General features: G+C 71.6%; 13 protein-coding genes and 1 pseudogene. 9 read left to right on the top strand and 5 right to left on the bottom strand.

Annotated elements, in window-relative coordinates:
- Positions 1-2: 2 nt before the first annotated feature.
- The 3 genes from IEY82_RS14810 to IEY82_RS14800 all read right to left on the bottom strand — a co-directional run bounded on the left by IEY82_RS14810 (position 3) and on the right by IEY82_RS14800 (position 4,507).
- Positions 3-683: a CBS domain-containing protein gene (locus IEY82_RS14810; protein ID WP_189124683.1), complete on the bottom strand. Its 681-nt coding sequence runs from the start codon at positions 681-683 to the stop codon at positions 3-5.
- A gap of 133 nt (positions 684-816) precedes the next feature.
- Positions 817-3,423, bottom strand: a complete 2,607-nt coding sequence (locus IEY82_RS14805; protein ID WP_189124682.1) for a bifunctional acetate--CoA ligase family protein/GNAT family N-acetyltransferase — start codon at positions 3,421-3,423, stop codon at positions 817-819.
- On the bottom strand, positions 3,416-4,507 hold the full coding sequence (locus IEY82_RS14800) for an Acg family FMN-binding oxidoreductase (protein WP_373291463.1): 1,092 nt from the start codon (positions 4,505-4,507) through the stop codon (positions 3,416-3,418). The genes IEY82_RS14805 and IEY82_RS14800 overlap by 8 nt, the downstream gene beginning before the upstream one ends.
- Positions 4,508-4,615: 108 nt before the next feature.
- Between IEY82_RS14800 and IEY82_RS14795 the strand changes: the two genes are divergently transcribed.
- The 6 genes from IEY82_RS14795 to IEY82_RS14770 all read left to right on the top strand — a co-directional run bounded on the left by IEY82_RS14795 (position 4,616) and on the right by IEY82_RS14770 (position 11,685).
- Entirely contained in the window at positions 4,616-5,989 is a 1,374-nt protein-coding gene (locus IEY82_RS14795) for a cytochrome ubiquinol oxidase subunit I (RefSeq protein ID WP_189124680.1), read from the top strand.
- A gap of 44 nt (positions 5,990-6,033) precedes the next feature.
- Complete coding sequence (gene cydB, locus IEY82_RS14790) at positions 6,034-6,999, top strand: cytochrome d ubiquinol oxidase subunit II (protein WP_189124679.1); 966 nt, start codon at positions 6,034-6,036, stop codon at positions 6,997-6,999.
- Positions 7,000-7,111: 112 nt separating this feature from the next.
- Complete coding sequence (locus IEY82_RS14785) at positions 7,112-8,098, top strand: Acg family FMN-binding oxidoreductase (protein ID WP_189124678.1); 987 nt, start codon at positions 7,112-7,114, stop codon at positions 8,096-8,098.
- Positions 8,099-8,210: 112 nt separating this feature from the next.
- A complete protein-coding gene (locus IEY82_RS14780; RefSeq protein WP_189124677.1) occupies positions 8,211-8,423 on the top strand; it encodes a heavy-metal-associated domain-containing protein in 213 nt (70 codons plus the stop codon).
- Complete coding sequence (locus IEY82_RS14775; RefSeq protein ID WP_189124676.1) at positions 8,420-9,427, top strand: DUF8832 domain-containing protein; 1,008 nt, start codon at positions 8,420-8,422, stop codon at positions 9,425-9,427. The genes IEY82_RS14780 and IEY82_RS14775 overlap by 4 nt, the downstream gene beginning before the upstream one ends.
- A gap of 26 nt (positions 9,428-9,453) precedes the next feature.
- Entirely contained in the window at positions 9,454-11,685 is a 2,232-nt protein-coding gene (locus tag IEY82_RS14770) for a heavy metal translocating P-type ATPase (RefSeq protein ID WP_225262742.1), read from the top strand.
- 35 nt (positions 11,686-11,720) lie between these two features.
- Here the strand turns inward: IEY82_RS14770 and IEY82_RS14765 are convergent, their stop codons facing one another.
- On the bottom strand, positions 11,721-13,241 hold the full coding sequence (locus IEY82_RS14765) for a long-chain-fatty-acid--CoA ligase (RefSeq protein ID WP_189124675.1): 1,521 nt from the start codon (positions 13,239-13,241) through the stop codon (positions 11,721-11,723).
- A gap of 116 nt (positions 13,242-13,357) precedes the next feature.
- Between IEY82_RS14765 and IEY82_RS14760 the strand changes: the two are divergent.
- Positions 13,358-14,553, top strand: a pseudogene (locus tag IEY82_RS14760) (RNA-guided endonuclease InsQ/TnpB family protein); the annotation flags it as partial.
- Here the strand turns inward: IEY82_RS14760 and IEY82_RS14755 are convergent.
- The gene (locus IEY82_RS14755; protein ID WP_189124674.1) at positions 14,542-15,954 is read right to left on the bottom strand and encodes a PucR family transcriptional regulator; all 1,413 of its coding nucleotides are present in this window, start codon (positions 15,952-15,954) and stop codon (positions 14,542-14,544) included. The pseudogene IEY82_RS14760 and the gene IEY82_RS14755 sit on opposite strands and share 12 nt — an antisense overlap.
- 193 nt (positions 15,955-16,147) lie before the next feature.
- On the opposite strand from IEY82_RS14755, the gene IEY82_RS14750 reads away from it, so the two are divergent.
- Together IEY82_RS14750 and IEY82_RS14745 are read left to right on the top strand one after the other, a co-directional pair.
- On the top strand, positions 16,148-16,906 hold the full coding sequence (locus tag IEY82_RS14750) for an ABC transporter ATP-binding protein (protein ID WP_189124673.1): 759 nt from the start codon (positions 16,148-16,150) through the stop codon (positions 16,904-16,906).
- Positions 16,903-17,631, top strand: a complete 729-nt coding sequence (locus IEY82_RS14745; protein WP_189124672.1) for an ABC transporter ATP-binding protein — start codon at positions 16,903-16,905, stop codon at positions 17,629-17,631. Before IEY82_RS14750 ends, IEY82_RS14745 begins: the two co-directional genes overlap by 4 nt.
- The last annotated feature ends 2 nt before the right edge of the window (positions 17,632-17,633 follow it).

The raw sequence follows: 17,633 nt of genomic DNA, 5'->3' as shown, positions 1-17,633 counted from the left end.
GACTAGCTGCCCTCCCACTTCGAGTCGTCCTGCTTCCAGGTCAGGTTGTCGATCACGTCGACCACGCCGTTGACGCGCTGGGTCATCCGGGCCGCGATGCCCGCCTCGCTGCGGCGGTCCATCCAGCCGCCCAGCGTCACCACGCCCTGGTGGACCTCGACGGTGACGTGGGAGGTGTCGACCCACAGGGCCCGCTCCAGGATGTCGTCCCGTACCTCGGCGGCGATGTCCTCGTCGGCGCGCAGGAACAACTTGACCAGGTCGCGGCGGCTGACGATGCCGACCAGCCTGTTGTCGGGGTCGACGACGGCCAGCCGCTTGACGTCGCGGGAGTCCATCAGGCGGGCGGCCGAGACCGCCGACGCCTCCGGGGAGACGCTGATCGCGGGCGAGCTCATCAGCTCGGCGGCGGTGTCGCCCGCGGCCTTCTGCCTGCCCTTCGGGTGGCGCAACCGGGCGCGCAGCGGCGGCTGGTAGCCCTCGCGGTAGAACTGCTCCCTGAACTCCTCCTTGCGGAGCAGGTCGGCCTCCGACACCATGCCGATGACGTGGCGATCGTCGTCCACCACGGGCACGGCGCTGATGCCGCCCGAGATGAGCGTCTCGGCGATGTCCTTGAAGGGGGTGTCGCCTCTCACCGAGGCGACTTCGGTCGTCATCACGTCCTTGACGGTCATCCTCATGACTACCTCCTTGGGGTACTCCCATCACACCTCGCGGAGCGGCCCGCCCGTAGGGGCGGAAGTCCCGATCCGCCCGGCCCTTGGTCAGTTCGGACGACCGGTCGGTGGACGGCCGGTCAGTGCGGACGGCTGGTCAGCGCAGGCGGCGCAGCAGCGGCGACGGCTGCGGCAGGGACGGCGCGACCCGGATCCGGGCGTCCACCGTCGTGGCGCCGCCGGGAGTGACGATCACCGGGTTCAGGTCGAGCTCGGTCACCTCGGGCAGATCCTCCAGCAGCCGGCCGATGCGGACCAGCTGCTCGGCCAGGGCCTCGACGTCCACCGGCTGCGTGCCCCGGTAGCCGTGCAGGAGGGGCGCGCAGCGCAGCTCGTCGATCATCTCGACGGCCGTGGCGCGGCTGAGCGGCGGCACCCGGAAGGACTGGTCGGCCAGCAACTCGGCCGTCACGCCGCCCATCCCGACCATGACCAGCGGCCCGAACGACGGGTAGTTGACCCCGCCGATGATGATCTCGACGCCCTTGGGCAGCATGGGCTGCACGATGCCGCCGGTCATCTCGGGGCCGATCCGCGCGGCCATGTCCGTGTACGCCTGCCGTACCTCCGCCACGCTCCCCAGGTCGAGCCGTACGCCGCCCACGTCGCTCTTGTGCACCGGGCCCGTCGCCTTCAGCACGACGGGCAGCCCGACCTTGGCGGCCGCCTCGGCGGCGGCCTCGGGGCCGTCCACGTCCACGGTGGGCACCAGGTTCAGCCCGTAGTGGCCGAGCAGGGCGGTGGTGTCGGCCGGGGACAGCCAGCCGCCGGTGGGGGCCGCCTCCAGCTCGGCTCGTACGATCTCCCGTCCCGCGCGCTCGTCGACCCGCGGCCGGGGCTCCGGCTCCTCGGCCGGGCGGGCCCGCCACTCGGCGTAGTGGACCGCGTTGGCCAGCGTCTCGACGGCCTGCTCGGGGAAGGCGTAGCTGGGGATGCGGTCGTCGATCAGCCCGTCATGGCCCACGATGCAGGCCACCACGGTCTTGTCGGTGTGCTCGGTGGCGGCGGCGATGGCCCGGCGGGTCTCCTCCAGCCCGGAGCCGAACGGCGGCGTGTAGACGACCAGGATGGCGTCGATGTCGGGAAACTTGCCCAGGGTCTCGATCGCCGCGCCGATCTGGCCGGCCGGCGCGTCGGCGGTCAGGTCGACCGGGTTGCCCAGGGCGGCCGACTCGCCGGCCTCGATCAGCCCGGCGGGCAGCTCGGGGACGACGAGCCCGTGCAGCTCGCAGGCGTCGGCGGCCATCGCCTCGGGGCCGCCCGAGTTGCCGACGATCGCGACGCGGCGGCCCTGGGGGAGCGGCTGCGTGGCGAGCAGGCGGGCGGTGTCGATGAGGTCGTGCACGCTGTCGAGCCGCAGCACCCCCGAGGCGCGGACGAGCGCGTCCACGGCGACGTCGGGGCTGGCGGCGGCCGCGGTGTGCGAGCGGACCGCCCGGTCACCGGCGCCCGACCGGCCGCTCTTGACCAGCAGGATCGGCTTCTTGGCCGAGACGCGCCGGGCGATGCGGGCGAACTTGCGCGGGTTGCCGAACGACTCCAGGTAGAGCGCGATCACGTCGGTGTCGTCGTCGTCCTCCCAGTACTCCAGCAGGTCGTTGCCGCTCACGTCGGCCTTGTTGCCGACGGACACGAACGACGAGACGTTCAGCCGCTCCAGCAGCGCGGCGCCGACGGCGCCCGACTGCGACATGAGCGCGACGCGGCCCGGGACCGGGGCGTGCGGCAGGAAGCTGGCGTTGAGCCGGGCGGGGGTGCTCACGACGCCCAGGCAGTTGGGGCCGACCAGGCGCATCCCGGCGGTGCGGCAGATCCGCAGCAGGTCGGTCTCCACGTTGCGCAACCCGGCCTCGGCGAACCCGGAGGTCAGCACGACCAGCCCGGACACCCCGGCCTCGGCGCACTCGCGGGCCACCTTCAGCACGTGCGTGGCGGGCACCGCCACGACCGCCAGGTCCACGCCCGTGGTGATCGCGCCCACGTTCGGCAGGCAGGTCAGTCCCTCCAGCGTTTCGGCGTTGGGGTTGATCGGATAGAGGTCGCCGGCGAAGCCGCCGTCGATGAGGTTGCGCAGCACCCGGTGGCCGACGCTCCGTGGGTCGCGGCCGGCCCCGATCACGGCGACCGACCTGGGGGCCAGGACACGGGCCAGCGAGGCGCGCTCGGCCTCGTGGTCGCGGGCCTCGATGCCCGCCTGCAACTCCGGCGTCGGCAGCGCGTCGATGCTGATGTGCATCGAGCCGCCGTCGAACCGGCGCCGCACGTCCAGGCCGAGGTTCCGCAGCACCCGGATCATCGTCTGGTTCTCGGCCAGCACGTCGGCGATCAGCTCGTGGACGCCGTTGGCGGCGGCGTCGAGCGCGACATGCTCCAGCAGCAGCGTGCCCAGCCCGACGCCGTGCACCGCGTCGTCCAGCAGGATCCCCAGGTCGGCGGAGTGGTCGTCGATCGGGATGTACTCGGCGACGGCGACCAGCCGGTCCCGCATGGTGGCCACCATCGCGCGGCCCCGATAGGCGGGGCCGGTGAGCCGGTCCATGTAGGAGTGGGCGGTGTTGCGCCCCCCGGTGAAGAACCGCAGGTAGGCCGAGCGCTCCGACGAGCGGTCGACCAGCTCGTGCAGAGCGGGGCGGTCGTCGGGGGTCAGGCGGCGCACGTGGGCGATGCCGCCGTCACGCAGCAGGACATCGTAGCCGTCAAACATGCGAACTCTCCAGTTCGGTGGCGGGGCGGCGTGGGCTGCGGGCCACGTAGGGGCCGTAACCGAGCCTAATGATCATCTGAGGGTGTCCGCGCCGGTGGTGCGGGTCCCTGCGCTGACGCATGTCGCGCAGGTCGAGCGGCTGGTTGAGGAAGGACGCCGACAGCCCGTACCTGGTCGCGACCAGCAGCAGCCGTTGCAGCGCCTGCCCGGCCCGCAGCCAGTCGATCGGCCGGTCGCCCGGCGTGGTGAGCACGGCGAGCTGGGGACGCTCCTCGAACCGGGCCTTCGTGGTGTGCCGTCCGAAGTCGCGCACGGGAGCCGGCTCGCCCGTGGGGCGCGGGCCGTGCACGTAGGCGGGGACGCCGTCGTAGCGCGCTCCCGGCATCGTCCACGCGGCCAGTTCGGCCTGGTAGTCGTGGTCGCCGGACAGCTCCTCCTCGGCGATCGCGGCGTAGTCCATGATGTCGGCCGCGCCGCGCCGGTCGAGGGGCAGCAGGTTGGCGCCTTCGCGGGAGGCGGCGATGCGCAGCTCGGCGATGACCGACGACGGCACCGGGCGCGAGTAGTAGGGCTCGCGGTTGGTGCGCCGCTCCCAGATGAGGTCGTACAGCTCGCGCTGCTCGCCTGACGACGGGCGGGCGTCGGTCATCCGCACGGCGGCCAGCAGATCGGGCTCCTCGTCCGGGCTGGGCAGCAGCCAGACCACCGGCCGCTGCCCGGCGGCCCGCACCGCGAGCCGCAGGTTGAACAGGGCCGCGCCGCAGCTGACGTGCAGGGAGCGCCCCCGGGGGTCGCTGACCCGCAACCGCCGGTCGGGGTCGGCGAACAGCTCGACGATCTCGTGACGGACGACGTCGAAGCGCCAGGGCTGGGTGTTGAGAACCGACGGCGCGTGCCCGGCGGCGACCAGCAACCGCCGGACGCCGAGCTCTGTGGCGAGTGGGGTAGACATGACACACCTCCTACTCAGACGCTCGCGTAGGTCCCATTGTGCCGGGAGTGCCGGAGGGCCCTCGGGTCGGTGCCAAAGGTCCCTGCCTGACGGCGGGCGAAGAGACGGCGAAGGCCCTCGTGCGGACCTCACCACAGGTCAGAGCGGGTTCAGGCGGACGGAAAGGAAGGACCAAGGTCCCATCGGGATGGGGTCTGCCGGCCCTACGGGTGGACAGCGGGCGTGCACGACCCTGCTGGCATGGATGTTCTGGACCTTTCGCGGTGGCAGTTCGGCATCACGACCGTCTACCACTTTCTGTTCGTACCCCTGACCATCGGGTTGTCGATCCTCGTGGCCGGGCTGCAGACCGCCTGGCACCGTACGCGGAAGCCGGAGTATCTGCGGCTCACCAAGTTCTTCGGCAAGCTCTTCCTGATCAACTTCGCGATGGGCGTGGTGACCGGCATCGTGCAGGAGTTCCAGTTCGGGATGAACTGGAGTGACTACTCCCGCTTCGTCGGCGACGTGTTCGGCGCCCCGCTGGCGATGGAAGGGTTGATGGCCTTCTTCCTCGAATCCACCTTCATCGGACTGTGGATCTTCGGCTGGGATCGCCTCTCGCCCCGGTTGCACCTGGCCACGATCTGGATCGCCGCGATCGGCACCAACCTGTCCGCCTACTTCATCCTGGCGGCGAACTCCTGGATGCAGCACCCGGTCGGCTACCGGATCAACAACGGCCGGGCCGAGCTGACCGACATCTGGGCCGTGCTCACCAACTCCACCACGCTGGTCACCTTCCCGCACGTGATCTTCGGCGCGTTCATCGCCGCCGGCGCGTTCGTGCTGGGCGTCAGCGCCTGGTTCCTGCTGCGCAAGCGTGACGTGGACATGTTCCGCATCTCCGCCCGGATGGCCATGGTCGTCAGCCTGGTCGCCGCGATCGGCGTCAGCCTCTCGGGCCACTGGCAGGCCCAGATCATGACCGAGCAGCAGCCGATGAAGATGGCCGCCGCCGAGGCCCTGTGGGAGGACGAGACCTCGGCCGGCTTCTCGCTGTTCGCCATCGGCGACGTCGAGAACGGCCGCAACCACGTCAACCTGCAGATCCCGTACGGCCTGAGCCTGCTGTCCACCAACACCCTGGACGGCAAGGTCGAGGGCATCAACGACATCCAGGCCCGCTACGAGGCGCTCTACGGCCCGGGCGACTACCGGCCCGTCGTCGGACTGGCCTACTGGTCGTTCCGGCTGATGATCGGGTTCGGCATGCTCTCGGCGCTGGCGGCGCTCGTCGGGCTCTGGCTGACCAGGCGCGGCAGGCTGCCCGCGAGCCGGTGGCCCTACCGGCTGGCCATCGTGGGCATCGGCCTGCCGTTCCTGGCCAACACCCTCGGCTGGATCTTCACGGAGATGGGCCGCCAGCCGTGGACCGTGTTCGGCCTGATGCGGACCGCCGCCGCCGTCTCACCCGGCGTGGACGTCACCTCGGTGGCGATCACGCTCGTCGGCTTCACCCTCGTCTACGCCGTGCTCGCCTTCATCGAGGTGCGGCTGATGCTCAAGTTCATCCGCATCGGGCCGCAGGAGGAGCAGGAGCCCGACTCCGCCGTCCCCGCCCTCAGCTACTAAGGCCCTCGGCTACTAAGGCCCTCTGCTACTAAGGACTCCACGTCATGGAACTCACCACCGTCTGGTTCGTACTGATAGCCGTGCTGTGGACCGGCTACTTCGTTCTTGAGGGCTTCGACTTCGGGGTCGGCATCCTGCTGCCCTTCCTGGGACGCGACGAGGCCGACCGGCGCACCATCGTCCGGTCCATCGGGCCGGTGTGGGACGGCAACGAGGTGTGGCTGCTGGTGGCCGGCGGCGCGACCTTCGCCGCCTTCCCCGAGTGGTACGCCACCCTGTTCAGCGGCTTCTACCTGCCGCTGTTCCTCATCCTGCTGGCGTTGATCATGCGCGGCGTGGCCCTGGAGTATCGCAACAAGAGCGACAGCACCAAGGGCTGGGACCGGGCCTTCTTCTGGGGCTCGCTCGGCCCCGCCCTGCTGTGGGGCGTCGCGTTCACCAACATCGTGCGCGGCGTGCCGCTCGACGCCGACCACGAGTACACCGGGACGCTGTTCACCCTGCTCAACCCGGTCGCCCTGCTCGGCGGTGTGGCCACGCTGCTGCTGTTCACCCAGCACGGCGCCGTCTTCCTCGCCCTGCGCACCACCGGCGACCTGCGGGCGCGGGCCGTCCGGGCCGCCCGGCTGCTCGCCCCGGTCACCATCCTCGTGGGGCTGGCGTTCCTGCTCGTCGTCCGGTCCGGGGCCGTCTCCTGGGCCGCCCTGGCGCTGGCCGTCGCGGGCCTCGCCGGCACCCTGGTCGCCACCCTGATCGGCCGTGACGGCTGGGCGTTCACCGCCAGCGCCGTCGCCATCGTCGCGGTCACGGCCACCCTGTTCACCAGCCTGTGGCCGAACGTGATGCCCGCGCTCGACCCGGCCAACAGCCTGACCGTGATCAACGCCGCCTCCAGCCCGTACACGCTCACGGTGATGACCTGGGTCGCGGCCATCTTCACGCCCCTGGTGCTGATCTACCAGGGCTGGACGTACTGGATCTTCCGTCGCCGTCTGACGGGAGCGTTCTGAGGGAGGCCGGCCGGGTGAAGGCCGACGGTCCCTGGCCGGAGGGGACCTTCGGCCCTCACCGTGTCCCTCCGGCCGTGATGAGCTGGACTGGACACCGGTTGGAGGTAGCGCCATGACCACTCGAACGCCAGAACAGCGGGAGGACGCGATCCGGGCGGCGCTGGAGGCCGGTCGCTGGGCGCCGTCCGTGCACAACACGCAACCCTGGTCCTTCTCCGTGTCCGGCGAGGTCGTCAGCCTGCGCGCCGACGTCGACCGCAAGCTGCGCGTGGAGGACAGCTCCGGGCGGGAGCTGCTGATCGGCTGCGGCGCCGCCCTGTTCAACATCCGTACGGCCCTGCGGTGCGCGGGTTTCGAGCCCATCACGCGGGTGCTGCCGGACCCCGACCGCCCGTCGCTGGTGGCGACCGTGGGAGTCGGGGCCCCGATGGAGCCCGACGAGCACACGCGGCTGCTCGGCGGCGAGTTCGAGCGGCGGCGCACCCACCGGGCGGGGTTCACCGACCTGCCCGTTCCGGAGCGGCTGGTCGAGGCGCTGGTCGGCGAGGCCAGGAGCGAGGGGGTCAGGGTGACGCCGGTCGTCGCGCCCGGGGCGGTCGAGGTGGTCGCCGCGCTCACCCGGGCCGCGCAGGAAGTGCAGGCGCAGGACCGGCGCTTCAGCCTGGAGGTGATCCGCTGGGCGCGCCCGCCGGGCAGCGGCCGCGGTGACGGCGTGCCGGCCGGGGGCTACCCGCGCGAGGCGGCGCCGACGGAGCCGAGGTTCGCGCAGCGTGACTACGCCTGGCGGCACGAGTGGGGCAGCGAGGCCGACCAGAGCAAGTCGGCCTCGACCGGGGTGGTCGCCTTGCTGACCACGTCGGGCGACAGCCGCGAGGACTGGATCGCCGCCGGTCAGGCGTTGCAGCGGGTGCTGCTGCGGGCCTCGGCGCACGGGGTCAGCGCCGCCTTCCACACGCAGGCGCTGGAGATGTTCCACCTGCGCGAGTTCCTCAGGGCCGAGCTCTGCTCGGGTGAGTTCCCGCAGATGATCGCCCGGTTCGGCATCACGTTCGACGACAAGGACGCCGTTCGCCGGCCCCTGTCCGAACTCGTCGACTGAGGCCGAACGCATGCCCGGACCGAGCATCCCATTTGCCTTCGATATAGGGTGGGGGGGTATGGTATGAAGGAACCTGTTGTTCGGAGAGCACACTGATGAGGGGTTGACGAGGATGAGCACCAGCACCTATGTCGTCGAAGGCATGACCTGCGGCCACTGCGTGAGCTCGGTCAAGGAGGAGGTCGGCCAGGTCGAAGGTGTCACCTCGGTCGAGGTCGAGCTCGACGGCGGGCTGCTGACGGTCGGCAGCGACGGCCCGGTCGAGCAGGCGAAGATCAGCGCCGCCGTCGAGGAGGCCGGCTACACGCTGGTGTCGCGGTCGTGAACACCGCGGCCAAGCTCGGCGCCTACGCCCTGGGGCTCGCCGTCGTCTTCGGCGGAGCCCTGGGGGTGGGCGCGGCGGTGGGTGAGACGGCGGCCCCGGCGGCCCCGGCCCCGCACGACACCGCCCAGCAGGGCCACGACACAGCCTCCCCTGCCGCCGAGCAGGGCCACGACACCGGGCACGCGTCCCCTGAGCAGCCGGAGGACAATACCCCCGGGGGGCTTCAGGTGTCGCAGGGCGGCTACACGCTGACCCCGCTCACCACCGGGATCAAGCCCGGCGAGCGCACCGAGTTCAGGTTCGTCGTGACGGGCCCTGACGGACGCCCGGTCACCGGCTACGACGTGGCCCACGACAAGAAGATGCACTTCATCGTGGTCTCTCGAGATCTGGGCAGCTTCGCGCACCTGCACCCCGAGATGAGCCCCGACGGCGTCTGGTCGGTCAAGATGACCTTCCCGGCCGCCGGGCCCTTCCGCGCCTTCGCCGACTTCGCCCCCACGGGCGGGAGCGGCCTGACCCTGGGCACCGACGTGTTCGTCGCGGGCGACTACCAGCCCCAGGAGCTGGAGCCGGTCAACCGCACGGCCGAGGTCGGCGACTACACTGTGACCCTCGACGGTGACCTGGTGCCCGGCCAGGCCGGCAGGCTCACGCTCACGGTGAGCAAGGACGGCAAGCCGGTGACCGACCTGCAGCCCTACCTCGGCGCCTACGGCCATCTGGTGGCGTTGCGCGCGGGCGACCTGGCCTACCTGCACGTTCATCCCGACGAAGCCGGCACGGCCGGTTCCCGGATCGCCTTCGACGCCGAGGTGCCGAGCGGCGGCGACTACCGGCTGTTCCTGGACTTCAAGCACGACGGCGTCGTACGAACCGCCGACTTCACCGCCAGCGCGGGCCCCGCGCGGCCGGCCGCGACACCGGCCGCGACACCGGCGGCCACGCCCGGTGACGACGACCACGGTGACGATGACCACGCTGACGACGGCCACGGTCACTGACGCGGACGCGACACGAGAAAGGAGAGATGATGTCCCAGCACACGTCTCACCTCACCGATGACACATCACACCAGGCGGTCGAGCTCTCGATCGGTGGGATGACGTGCGCCTCCTGCGCCAGCCGCATCGAGCGCAAGCTCAACAAGCTCGACGGCGTCACCGCGACGGTCAACTACGCGACCGAGAAGGCCAAGGTCACCTTCCCCGGCAGCGTCGAGCCGCGCGACCTGATCGCCGAGGTGGAGAAGGCCGGCTACACCGCCGCGCTGCCCGCCCCGCCCGCCGAGCCGGACGCCGAGGAGGAGCCCGACGACGGGCTGCGCTCGCTGCGCCAGCGGCTGATCACCGCGATCGTGCTGAGCGTGCCGGTGATCGCGATGGCGATGATCCCGCCGCTGCAGTTCACCTACTGGCAGTGGTTGTCGCTCACGCTCGCCGCTCCGGTCGTGGTCTACGCGGGCTGGCCGTTCCACAAGGCGGCCTGGACCAACCTGCGCCACGGCGCGGCGACGATGGACACGCTGATCTCGATGGGCACCCTGGCGGCGCTGGGCTGGTCGCTGTGGGCGTTGTTCCTCGGCACGGCCGGCATGCCCGGCATGACCCACCCGTTCGAGCTGACCATCCAGCGCACCAGCGGCGCGGGCAACATCTACCTGGAGGCCGCGGCGGGGGTGACCGCGTTCATCCTGGCCGGCCGCTACTTCGAGGCGCGCTCCAAGCGCCGGGCGGGCGCGGCGCTGCGGGCGCTGCTGGAGCTGGGCGCCAAGGACGTCGCGCTGGCCGACGGCCGCCGGGTCCCCGCCGACCAGCTCAAGGTGGGCGACCGGTTCGTGGTCCGGCCAGGAGAGAAGATCGCCACCGACGGCGTGGTGGAGGAGGGCAACTCGGCGGTCGACGCCTCCATGCTGACCGGCGAGTCGGTCCCGGTGGAGGTGCGCGAGGGCGATCCGGTCACCGGCGCGACCGTCAACGCCGGCGGCAGGCTCGTGGTCCGGGCGACCCGGGTGGGCTCCGACACCCAGCTGGCCCAGATGGCCAGGCTGGTGGAGGAGGCCCAGACCGGCAAGGCCCAGGTGCAGCGGCTGGCCGACCGGATCTCCGGCGTCTTCGTGCCGATCGTGATCGCCCTGTCGGTCGCCACCCTGGGCTTCTGGCTCGGCACCGGCGGCGGCGCGGGCGCGGCGTTCACCGCGGCGGTGGCCGTGCTGATCATCGCCTGCCCGTGCGCCCTCGGCCTGGCCACCCCGACCGCGCTGCTCGTCGGCACCGGCAGGGGCGCCCAGCTCGGCATCCTGATCAAGGGTCCCGAGGTGCTGGAGTCGACCCGCGAGGTGGACACGATCGTCCTGGACAAGACCGGCACGGTCACCGAGGGCCGGATGACGCTGACCGGCGTGCACCTGGCCGAGGGGGAGCAGCGTGAGGAGGTGCTGCGGCTGGCCGGCGCGCTGGAGCACGCCTCCGAGCACCCCATCGCCCAGGCCGTCGCCCGCGCCGCCCGGTCCGACGCGAAGGTCGAGGACTTCGCCAACGTCGAGGGGCTCGGCGTCCAGGGCGTCGTCGACGGGCACGCGGTGCTCGTCGGCCGGCCCCAGCTGCTCAGTGAGTGGTCCCAGCACCTTCCCGCCGAGCTGGCGCGGGCGGTCGAGGAGGAGCAGACGGCCGGCCGTACGGCGGTCGCCGTCGGCTGGGACGGCCGGGCGCGCGCCGTGCTGGTCGTCGCCGACGCGGTCAAGCCGACCAGCAAGGAGGCGATCGAACGGCTGCGCGGGCTCGGGCTCACCCCGGTGCTGCTCACCGGCGACAACGAGGCCGTCGCCCGCACGGTCGCGGCGGAGGTGGGCATCGACGAGGTGATCGCCGAGGTGCTGCCCGCCGACAAGGTCGAGGTGGTCAAGCGGCTGCAGGGCGAGGGCCGGGTCGTGGCCATGGTCGGCGACGGGGTCAACGACGCCGCCGCGCTCGCCCAGGCCGACCTGGGCCTGGCCATGGGCACCGGCACCGACGTCGCCATCGAGGCGTCCGACCTCACGCTGGTCCGGGGCGACCTGCGGGTGGCCGCCGACGCGCTGCGCCTGTCGCGGCGCACGCTGGCCATCATCAAGGGCAACCTGTTCTGGGCCTTCGCCTACAACGTGGCCGCCCTGCCGCTGGCCGCCGCGGGTCTGCTCAACCCGATGATCGCCGGGGCCGCGATGGCGTTCTCCAGCGTCTTCGTGGTCACCAACAGCCTGCGGCTGCGCGCGTTCAAGTAGCGCTCAGGTAGCGCTCAGGTAGCGCGGAGTGGCGTTCAGCGAGGGTTCGGGCGGCGGCTCGCCGCCGCCCGGCCGCGGACGGCCGTCTCGGGCAGCGAGATCGCGCGTTTGAGGATCTTGCCGGTGGCCGTCACCGGCAGCTCGTCCACGAACGAGACGTGCCGCGGATACTTGTACGCCGCCACCCGCTCCTTCACGAAGGCGCGCAGGTCGTCGGCCTCGACCGGCACCCGCAACGCCACCACGGCCGCGATCTCCTCGCCCAGCTCCGGATGGGGCACCCCGATGACGGCGGCCTGCCGGACGGCGGGATGCTCGTAGAGCACCTCCTCCACCTCACGCGGATAGACCGTGTAGCCGCCTCGGATGATCACGTCGCGGCGCCGGTCGACCAGGAAGAAGAAGCCGTCCTCGTCGACCCTGCCGAGGTCGCCGGTGTGGAACCAGCCGCCGCGGATCGCCTCGGCGGTCGCGTCGGGGTTGTTCCAGTAGCCCTTCATGACGTTGGGGCCCCGGACCACGATCTCGCCGATGTCGCCGCGGGGCACCTCGTGGCCGTCGTCGCCGACCACCTTCATCTCGACGCCCTTGACCGGGTAGCCGATGGACCCGGGCCGGCGGGCGGGGCCGCCCCGGTTGGACGCGGCCACGGCCGAGGTCTCGCTGAGCCCGTACCCCTCCACGATGGAGCAGCCGAGGCGCGTCTCGTACTCGCGCAGCACGTCGAGCGGGAGCGCGGCGCCGCCGGAGACGCAGACGCGCAGCAGCGACATGTCGCCGGCCCCGGGATGGTCGAGCAGCGCGATGTACATGGTGGGCACGCCCTGGAAGACGGTGACCCCGTCACGGCGGATGACCTCCAGCGCCCGGCCCGCCTCGAAGCGCGGCAGCAGCGTGAGGCGCGCGCCCGCGTGCACGGTGGCGTTGAGCGAGCAGGTCAGGCCGAAGGCGTGGTAGAGCGGCAGCGCCCCGAGGACCACGTCGTCCACGCCGAGCGCGTGCATGCGGGCGACCGTGGCGGCGTTGCCGTCGAGGTTGCCGTGGGTCAGCTCGATGCCCTTGGCCCGGCCGGTCGTGCCGGAGGTGTAGTGGATGAGGGCGGTGTCGCCGGGCGCCCTCGGGGTGATCTCGTGCTCGGCCGCGATGCCGCGCAGCAGCCGGCGGAACTCCTCGGGCACCACGAAGAAGCAGTCGGTGCCGGAGGCCGCGGTGCCGGCCTCGGCGGTCTCGGCGTAGGCGTGCCAGGCGATCAGCAGCCGGGGGCCGCAGTCGGCGACGTAGGAGGAGATCTCGCGCCTGCGCAGCAACGGGTCGAGGGGCACGACGACCGCGCCGACGCGCAGCACGCCGTAGTAGACGACGGCGAACTCCGGCACGTTGGGCAGCATGATCGCGACCCGGTCGCCGACGCCGATGCCGCGCCCGCGCAGCATCGCGGCCACGCGGGCGCTCATCAGCTCCAGCGCGTCGTAGGTGAGCTCGGCCCCGTCGAGTGTGAGGACCGGCCTGCCGCCGAGCCGCGCGGTGGCGGTCTGGAGCCGGTCAGCGAGGTTCATCGAATCTCCTTGAGGCTGGAGATCCCGTCCTTCGGGGCGGAGAGGAAAGCCGGAACAATGCCATCAAATCGAACACGTGTACGAGATTTGGCGGATCTTGCGATAGGTTGTGGGGCGTGGCACAGATCGTGAAGCGGGCCTACAAGTACCGCTTCCACCCGACTCCCGAGCAGGCAGTGGAGCTTGCTAGGACGTTCGGCTGCGTCCGTCTGGTCTACAACAAGGCGCTGGAGGAGCGGACTCGCGCTTATCGGCTGGAGGGCCGCGGCGTCTCCTATGAGGAGTCGTCGGCACTGCTGACGGCGTGGAAGCGCTCTGCGGAGTTGCGGTTTCTCGCCGAGGTGTCGTGTGTCCCGTTGCAGCAGGCGTTGCGCCACCTTCAGGCGGCGTTCGCCGCCTTCTTCGCCAAACGGGCCAGGTATCCGGTGTTCAAGTCCCGTAAGAAGTCGCGCCTGAGCGCCGAATACACCCGTTCGGCCTTCCGCTGGCGCGACGGCCGGTTGACGCTGGCGAAGATGGGCGAGCCGCTGGACATCGTGTGGTCGCGGCCTCTGCCTGAGGGTGTGGAGCCGTCCACGGTGACCGTGAGCAGGGACGCGGCCGGACGCTGGTTCGTGTCCATCCTGGTGGAGGAGAAGATGTCCCCGCTGCCCCCGGTAGAGGCCCGCGTGGGGGTGGATGCGGGGATCACCGCTCTGGTCACGTTGTCGACCGGGGAGAAGATCGTCAACCCGCGTCATGAGCGGGCCGACCGGCGCAGGCTGGCTCGCGCTCAGCGGGCGCTGGCCCGTAAACAGAAGGGCTCGGCCAACCGGGTCAAGGCCCGGCTGAAGGTGGCCCGCGTGCACGCGCGGATCACCGACCGCAGACGCGACTTCCTGCACAAGGTCAGCACCCGGCTTGTTCACGAGAACCAAGTGATCGCCGTGGAAGACCTGACCGTCCGCAACATGATCCGCAACCGCAGCCTGGCGCGCGCCATCTCGGATGCGTCCTGGCGGGAGTTGCGCGGCATGCTGGAGTACAAGAGCCGCTGGTACGGGCGGCGGCTTGTCGTGGTGGATCGCTGGTTTCCCTCCTCCAGGCTGTGCTCGGCGTGCGGGACACTCCAGCCGTCCATGCCGCTGAACGTCCGGACCTGGGTATGCGCCTGCGGCGCCTGCCATGACCGGGACGTCAACGCGGCCAAGAACATCCTCGCCGCCGGGCCGGCGGAGAGCCGAAACGCCTGCGGAGCCGATGTAAGACCTCAAGGGAAGTCCTCCTTCCTGGCGGGCGACCGGCGATGAAACAGGAACCCTCACGGGCGACCGTGGGAATCCCCCTCGTTCACGAGGGGGAGGAGGTCAAGGAACGACCGTACGCCCGCGCTCCCGCGGTGCTCATTGGTCGCGGTGGCCAGTCTTTCCCGCCCGGAGTTGGGCGGCAGAGAGTCGTGCAGCGCGATCGCCACGAGCAGCTCCACGAGGTCGTTGATCCGGCGCAGGCTGCGGCCGGTGCGCTCCTGGATCCGGCGCAGCCGGTACTGCGCGGTGTTGGGATGGATCTGCAGCCGCTCGGCCGAGGCGCGCAGGTTGAGGTCGGCGGCGGCGAACGCGCGGATCGTCGCGGTGAGCACGCCGCCGCGCGCCCGGTCCTCGGCCAGCAGCGCGGTGATGCGCGGATCGACGAGGTGCCGGGCGGTGTCGTCGGCCCGCAGCGCGAGGTACTGGAACGGGGTGATCCTCGGCAGCGCCGCCACGCCGCCGTCCTCGGGCAGGAACTCCAGCACGGCGCGGGCCTCCTGGTAGGCCTGCGGGATCCCGCTGGTGCCGGTGACGACGGTGCTGATGCCCATGGCCAGCGTGATGCCCTCGCCGAGCAGGCTCTCGCGCACCGCCTGCAGCCGGTCGCACAGCTGCTCGGGGTCGCCGCCGGGGCCGAGCGCGGGGATGGCCACGATCTCCGACTGGCGCACGACGGACAGGGTGCGGGTGCCGTTGCCGCCGGTGCGGGCGATCGCCGCGCAGGCCGCGTGGCGGGCGTCGGCGCCCTGGTCGGGGCCGCGCCGCACGTCGGACCGCGAGCCGATCAGCACGGCGATCACCACGAGCAGCGGCGTGCGCGCCTCGGGGCCGAGGCCGTGCGCCTGGGCCGCGGCGAGCTGCCGGCCACGGGTGGGCACGCCGCCGGCCAGCAGTGTCTCCAGCAGGTCGCGGCTCTCGCGCACCGCCTCCGCCGCGGCGTACTGCTGGAACTCCATGTACGCGTTGGCCGCGTGCGTGCTGGCGAAGTCGCAGTAGCGCATGAGCGGGGCCGCGAGCGCCAGCGCGGCCTCGTGACCGGCGAACGAGTGCCCGGCCCGCTCGACCACCGACTCCCAGAACACCTGCTGGCCGACCCGGAACGCGTTGATGTAGTCGGCCAGGGCGATCCCGGCCCGCGCGCGCCGCATCGCCGCCCGCCGGGTGTAGGCGATGTCGTCCAGCGTCACCGTGCGGTCCTCCAGGAGGACGGCCAGCTTGCCGCGGTAGTGGCGCGCCACCTGGTCGCGCACGTCGGCGTGGAACGCGTCGTCCATCGCGGCGTAGGCGGGGATCTCGGCGCACATCGTCGTGACCGCGGCGCCGGCCAGCTCGTCCAGGCCGGCGAGTAGTTCGGAGAGGATCCGGGCGCGTTCCGCGCGGACCGTTTCCGCACCAGTGAGCGTTTCCAAGCTGAAACCACTGGACATGCCGGGGATCATCCATGGTTGTCGCCGACAGGTCAACGGGTCGTAACCGGTCCGAGACAGATGCTGTGCTCTGCGGACAACTCCCCCCGAACTTCTTGGGTGTCCGTACCCAATGCGGGCGGCGACGGGCGGATCCTACGCTGACCCCAACTTCAGAACATTGTTCTCCACCCGCTGCGTCCCAGGAGGCCGGATGCTGGAGGTACACGATCTCACCGTTCGCTTCGGAGGCATCACGGCGCTGGACGGCGTCGGCTTCTCCGTGCGGCGCGGCGAGATGGTGGGGCTGATCGGCCCGAACGGCGCCGGCAAGACCACCCTGTTCAACTGCCTGACCCGGCGCTACGACGCCGACTCGGGCACGGTCACGTACGAGGGCCGGAGCCTGCTCGGCGTGGCCCCGCACGCCATCGCGGCGCTCGGCATCGCCCGCACCTTCCAGAACCTCGGCCTCTTCCCGCGCATGTCGGTACGGGACAACGTGATGGTCGGCGCGCACCACAGGGGCCGGGCCGGGTTCCTCACCGCGGGCCTGCGGCTGCCGGGAGTGGGCGGCGAGGAGCGCCGGCTGCGCGCCGAGGCCGACGAGGTGCTGACCCGCCTGTCGCTGGCCGAGGTGGCCGAGCACCCGGCGGCCGGGCTGCCGTTCGGCACCCTCAAGCGGGTGGAACTGGCCCGGGCGCTGGTCGGCCGGCCGAGGCTGCTGCTGCTGGACGAGCCGGTCAACGGGCTCAACTCGGCGGAGGTGGAGGCGTTCGCCGGCACGCTGCGCGCCATCCGCGACGACCTGGACGTGACCGTGGTCGTGGTCGAGCACCACATGGGCTTCGTCATGGGCACCTGCGACCGGGTCGTGTGCCTGGACTTCGGCCGCAAGATCGCCGAAGGCACGCCCGCCGTGGTCCAGCGCGATCCCGGCGTCATCGAGGCGTACCTGGGGACCGCCGTATGAGTGCGCTGGTGGTGACCGACCTGCACGCCGGGTACGGGGACGCCCGGGTGCTGCACGGCGTGAGCCTCAGCGTGGGCGAGGGTGAGGTCTGCGCGATCCTCGGCCCCAACGGGGCGGGTAAGACGACCCTGCTGCGGGCGCTGTCGGGCATGGTCAGGACACGCGGGACCGTCCGGCTCGGCGACGCCGACCTGGCCGGGCGCTCGCCCGACACGATCGCCCGGCAGGGCGTCGCGCACGTCCCCGAGGGGCGCGGCACGTTCATGCCGCTGACCGTCGAGGAGAACCTGCGTCTCGGCGCGTACGTCCGGCCGGCGAGCCGGCGGGCCAGGGCCGAGGTGGACGCCGACCTCGAGCGCATCCACGGCTACTTCCCGGTGCTCAAGACCCGGCTGAGGCAGGCGGCGGGCAGCCTCAGCGGGGGTGAGCAGCAGATGCTGGCCATCGGCCGGGCGCTCATGCTGCGGCCGAGGCTGCTGCTCCTCGACGAGCCGTCACTGGGCCTCGCCCCGCTGGTCACCCGGGAGCTGTTCCGCATCGTGCGGACCATCAACGAACAGGAGCGGACCACCGTGGTCGTCGTCGAGCAGAACGCCCATCTCGCCCTCGGCATCGCCCAGCAGGCGCATGTCCTGGAGACCGGCAGGATCGTGCTGTCGGGCACGGCGGAGCAGATCCGGGCCGACGAGCAGGTCGCCCAGTCCTACCTCGGTTACCGGGTCTGACG

Origin of the sequence: Nonomuraea cavernae, from assembly GCF_014646355.1 — a bacterium.
GTDB lineage: Bacteria > Actinomycetota > Actinomycetes > Streptosporangiales > Streptosporangiaceae > Nonomuraea > Nonomuraea cavernae.
This window is presented reverse-complemented; position numbering and strand designations above follow the sequence as displayed.

What these genes read in the sequence shown, in the direction of transcription:
- IEY82_RS14810 (WP_189124683.1), bottom strand. Translation starts at nt 683, where the DNA reads ATGAGGATGACCGTCAAGGACGTGATGACGACCGAAGTCGCCTCGGTG.
- IEY82_RS14805 (WP_189124682.1), bottom strand. Translation starts at nt 3,423, where the DNA reads ATGTTTGACGGCTACGATGTCCTGCTGCGTGACGGCGGCATCGCCCAC.
- IEY82_RS14795 (WP_189124680.1), top strand. Translation starts at nt 4,616, where the DNA reads ATGGATGTTCTGGACCTTTCGCGGTGGCAGTTCGGCATCACGACCGTC.
- cydB (WP_189124679.1), top strand. Translation starts at nt 6,034, where the DNA reads ATGGAACTCACCACCGTCTGGTTCGTACTGATAGCCGTGCTGTGGACC.
- IEY82_RS14785 (WP_189124678.1), top strand. Translation starts at nt 7,112, where the DNA reads ATGACCACTCGAACGCCAGAACAGCGGGAGGACGCGATCCGGGCGGCG.
- IEY82_RS14780 (WP_189124677.1), top strand. Translation starts at nt 8,211, where the DNA reads ATGAGCACCAGCACCTATGTCGTCGAAGGCATGACCTGCGGCCACTGC.
- IEY82_RS14770 (WP_225262742.1), top strand. Translation starts at nt 9,454, where the DNA reads ATGATGTCCCAGCACACGTCTCACCTCACCGATGACACATCACACCAG.
- IEY82_RS14765 (WP_189124675.1), bottom strand. Translation starts at nt 13,241, where the DNA reads ATGAACCTCGCTGACCGGCTCCAGACCGCCACCGCGCGGCTCGGCGGC.
- IEY82_RS14755 (WP_189124674.1), bottom strand. Translation starts at nt 15,954, where the DNA reads ATGTCCAGTGGTTTCAGCTTGGAAACGCTCACTGGTGCGGAAACGGTC.
- IEY82_RS14750 (WP_189124673.1), top strand. Translation starts at nt 16,148, where the DNA reads ATGCTGGAGGTACACGATCTCACCGTTCGCTTCGGAGGCATCACGGCG.
- IEY82_RS14745 (WP_189124672.1), top strand. Translation starts at nt 16,903, where the DNA reads ATGAGTGCGCTGGTGGTGACCGACCTGCACGCCGGGTACGGGGACGCC.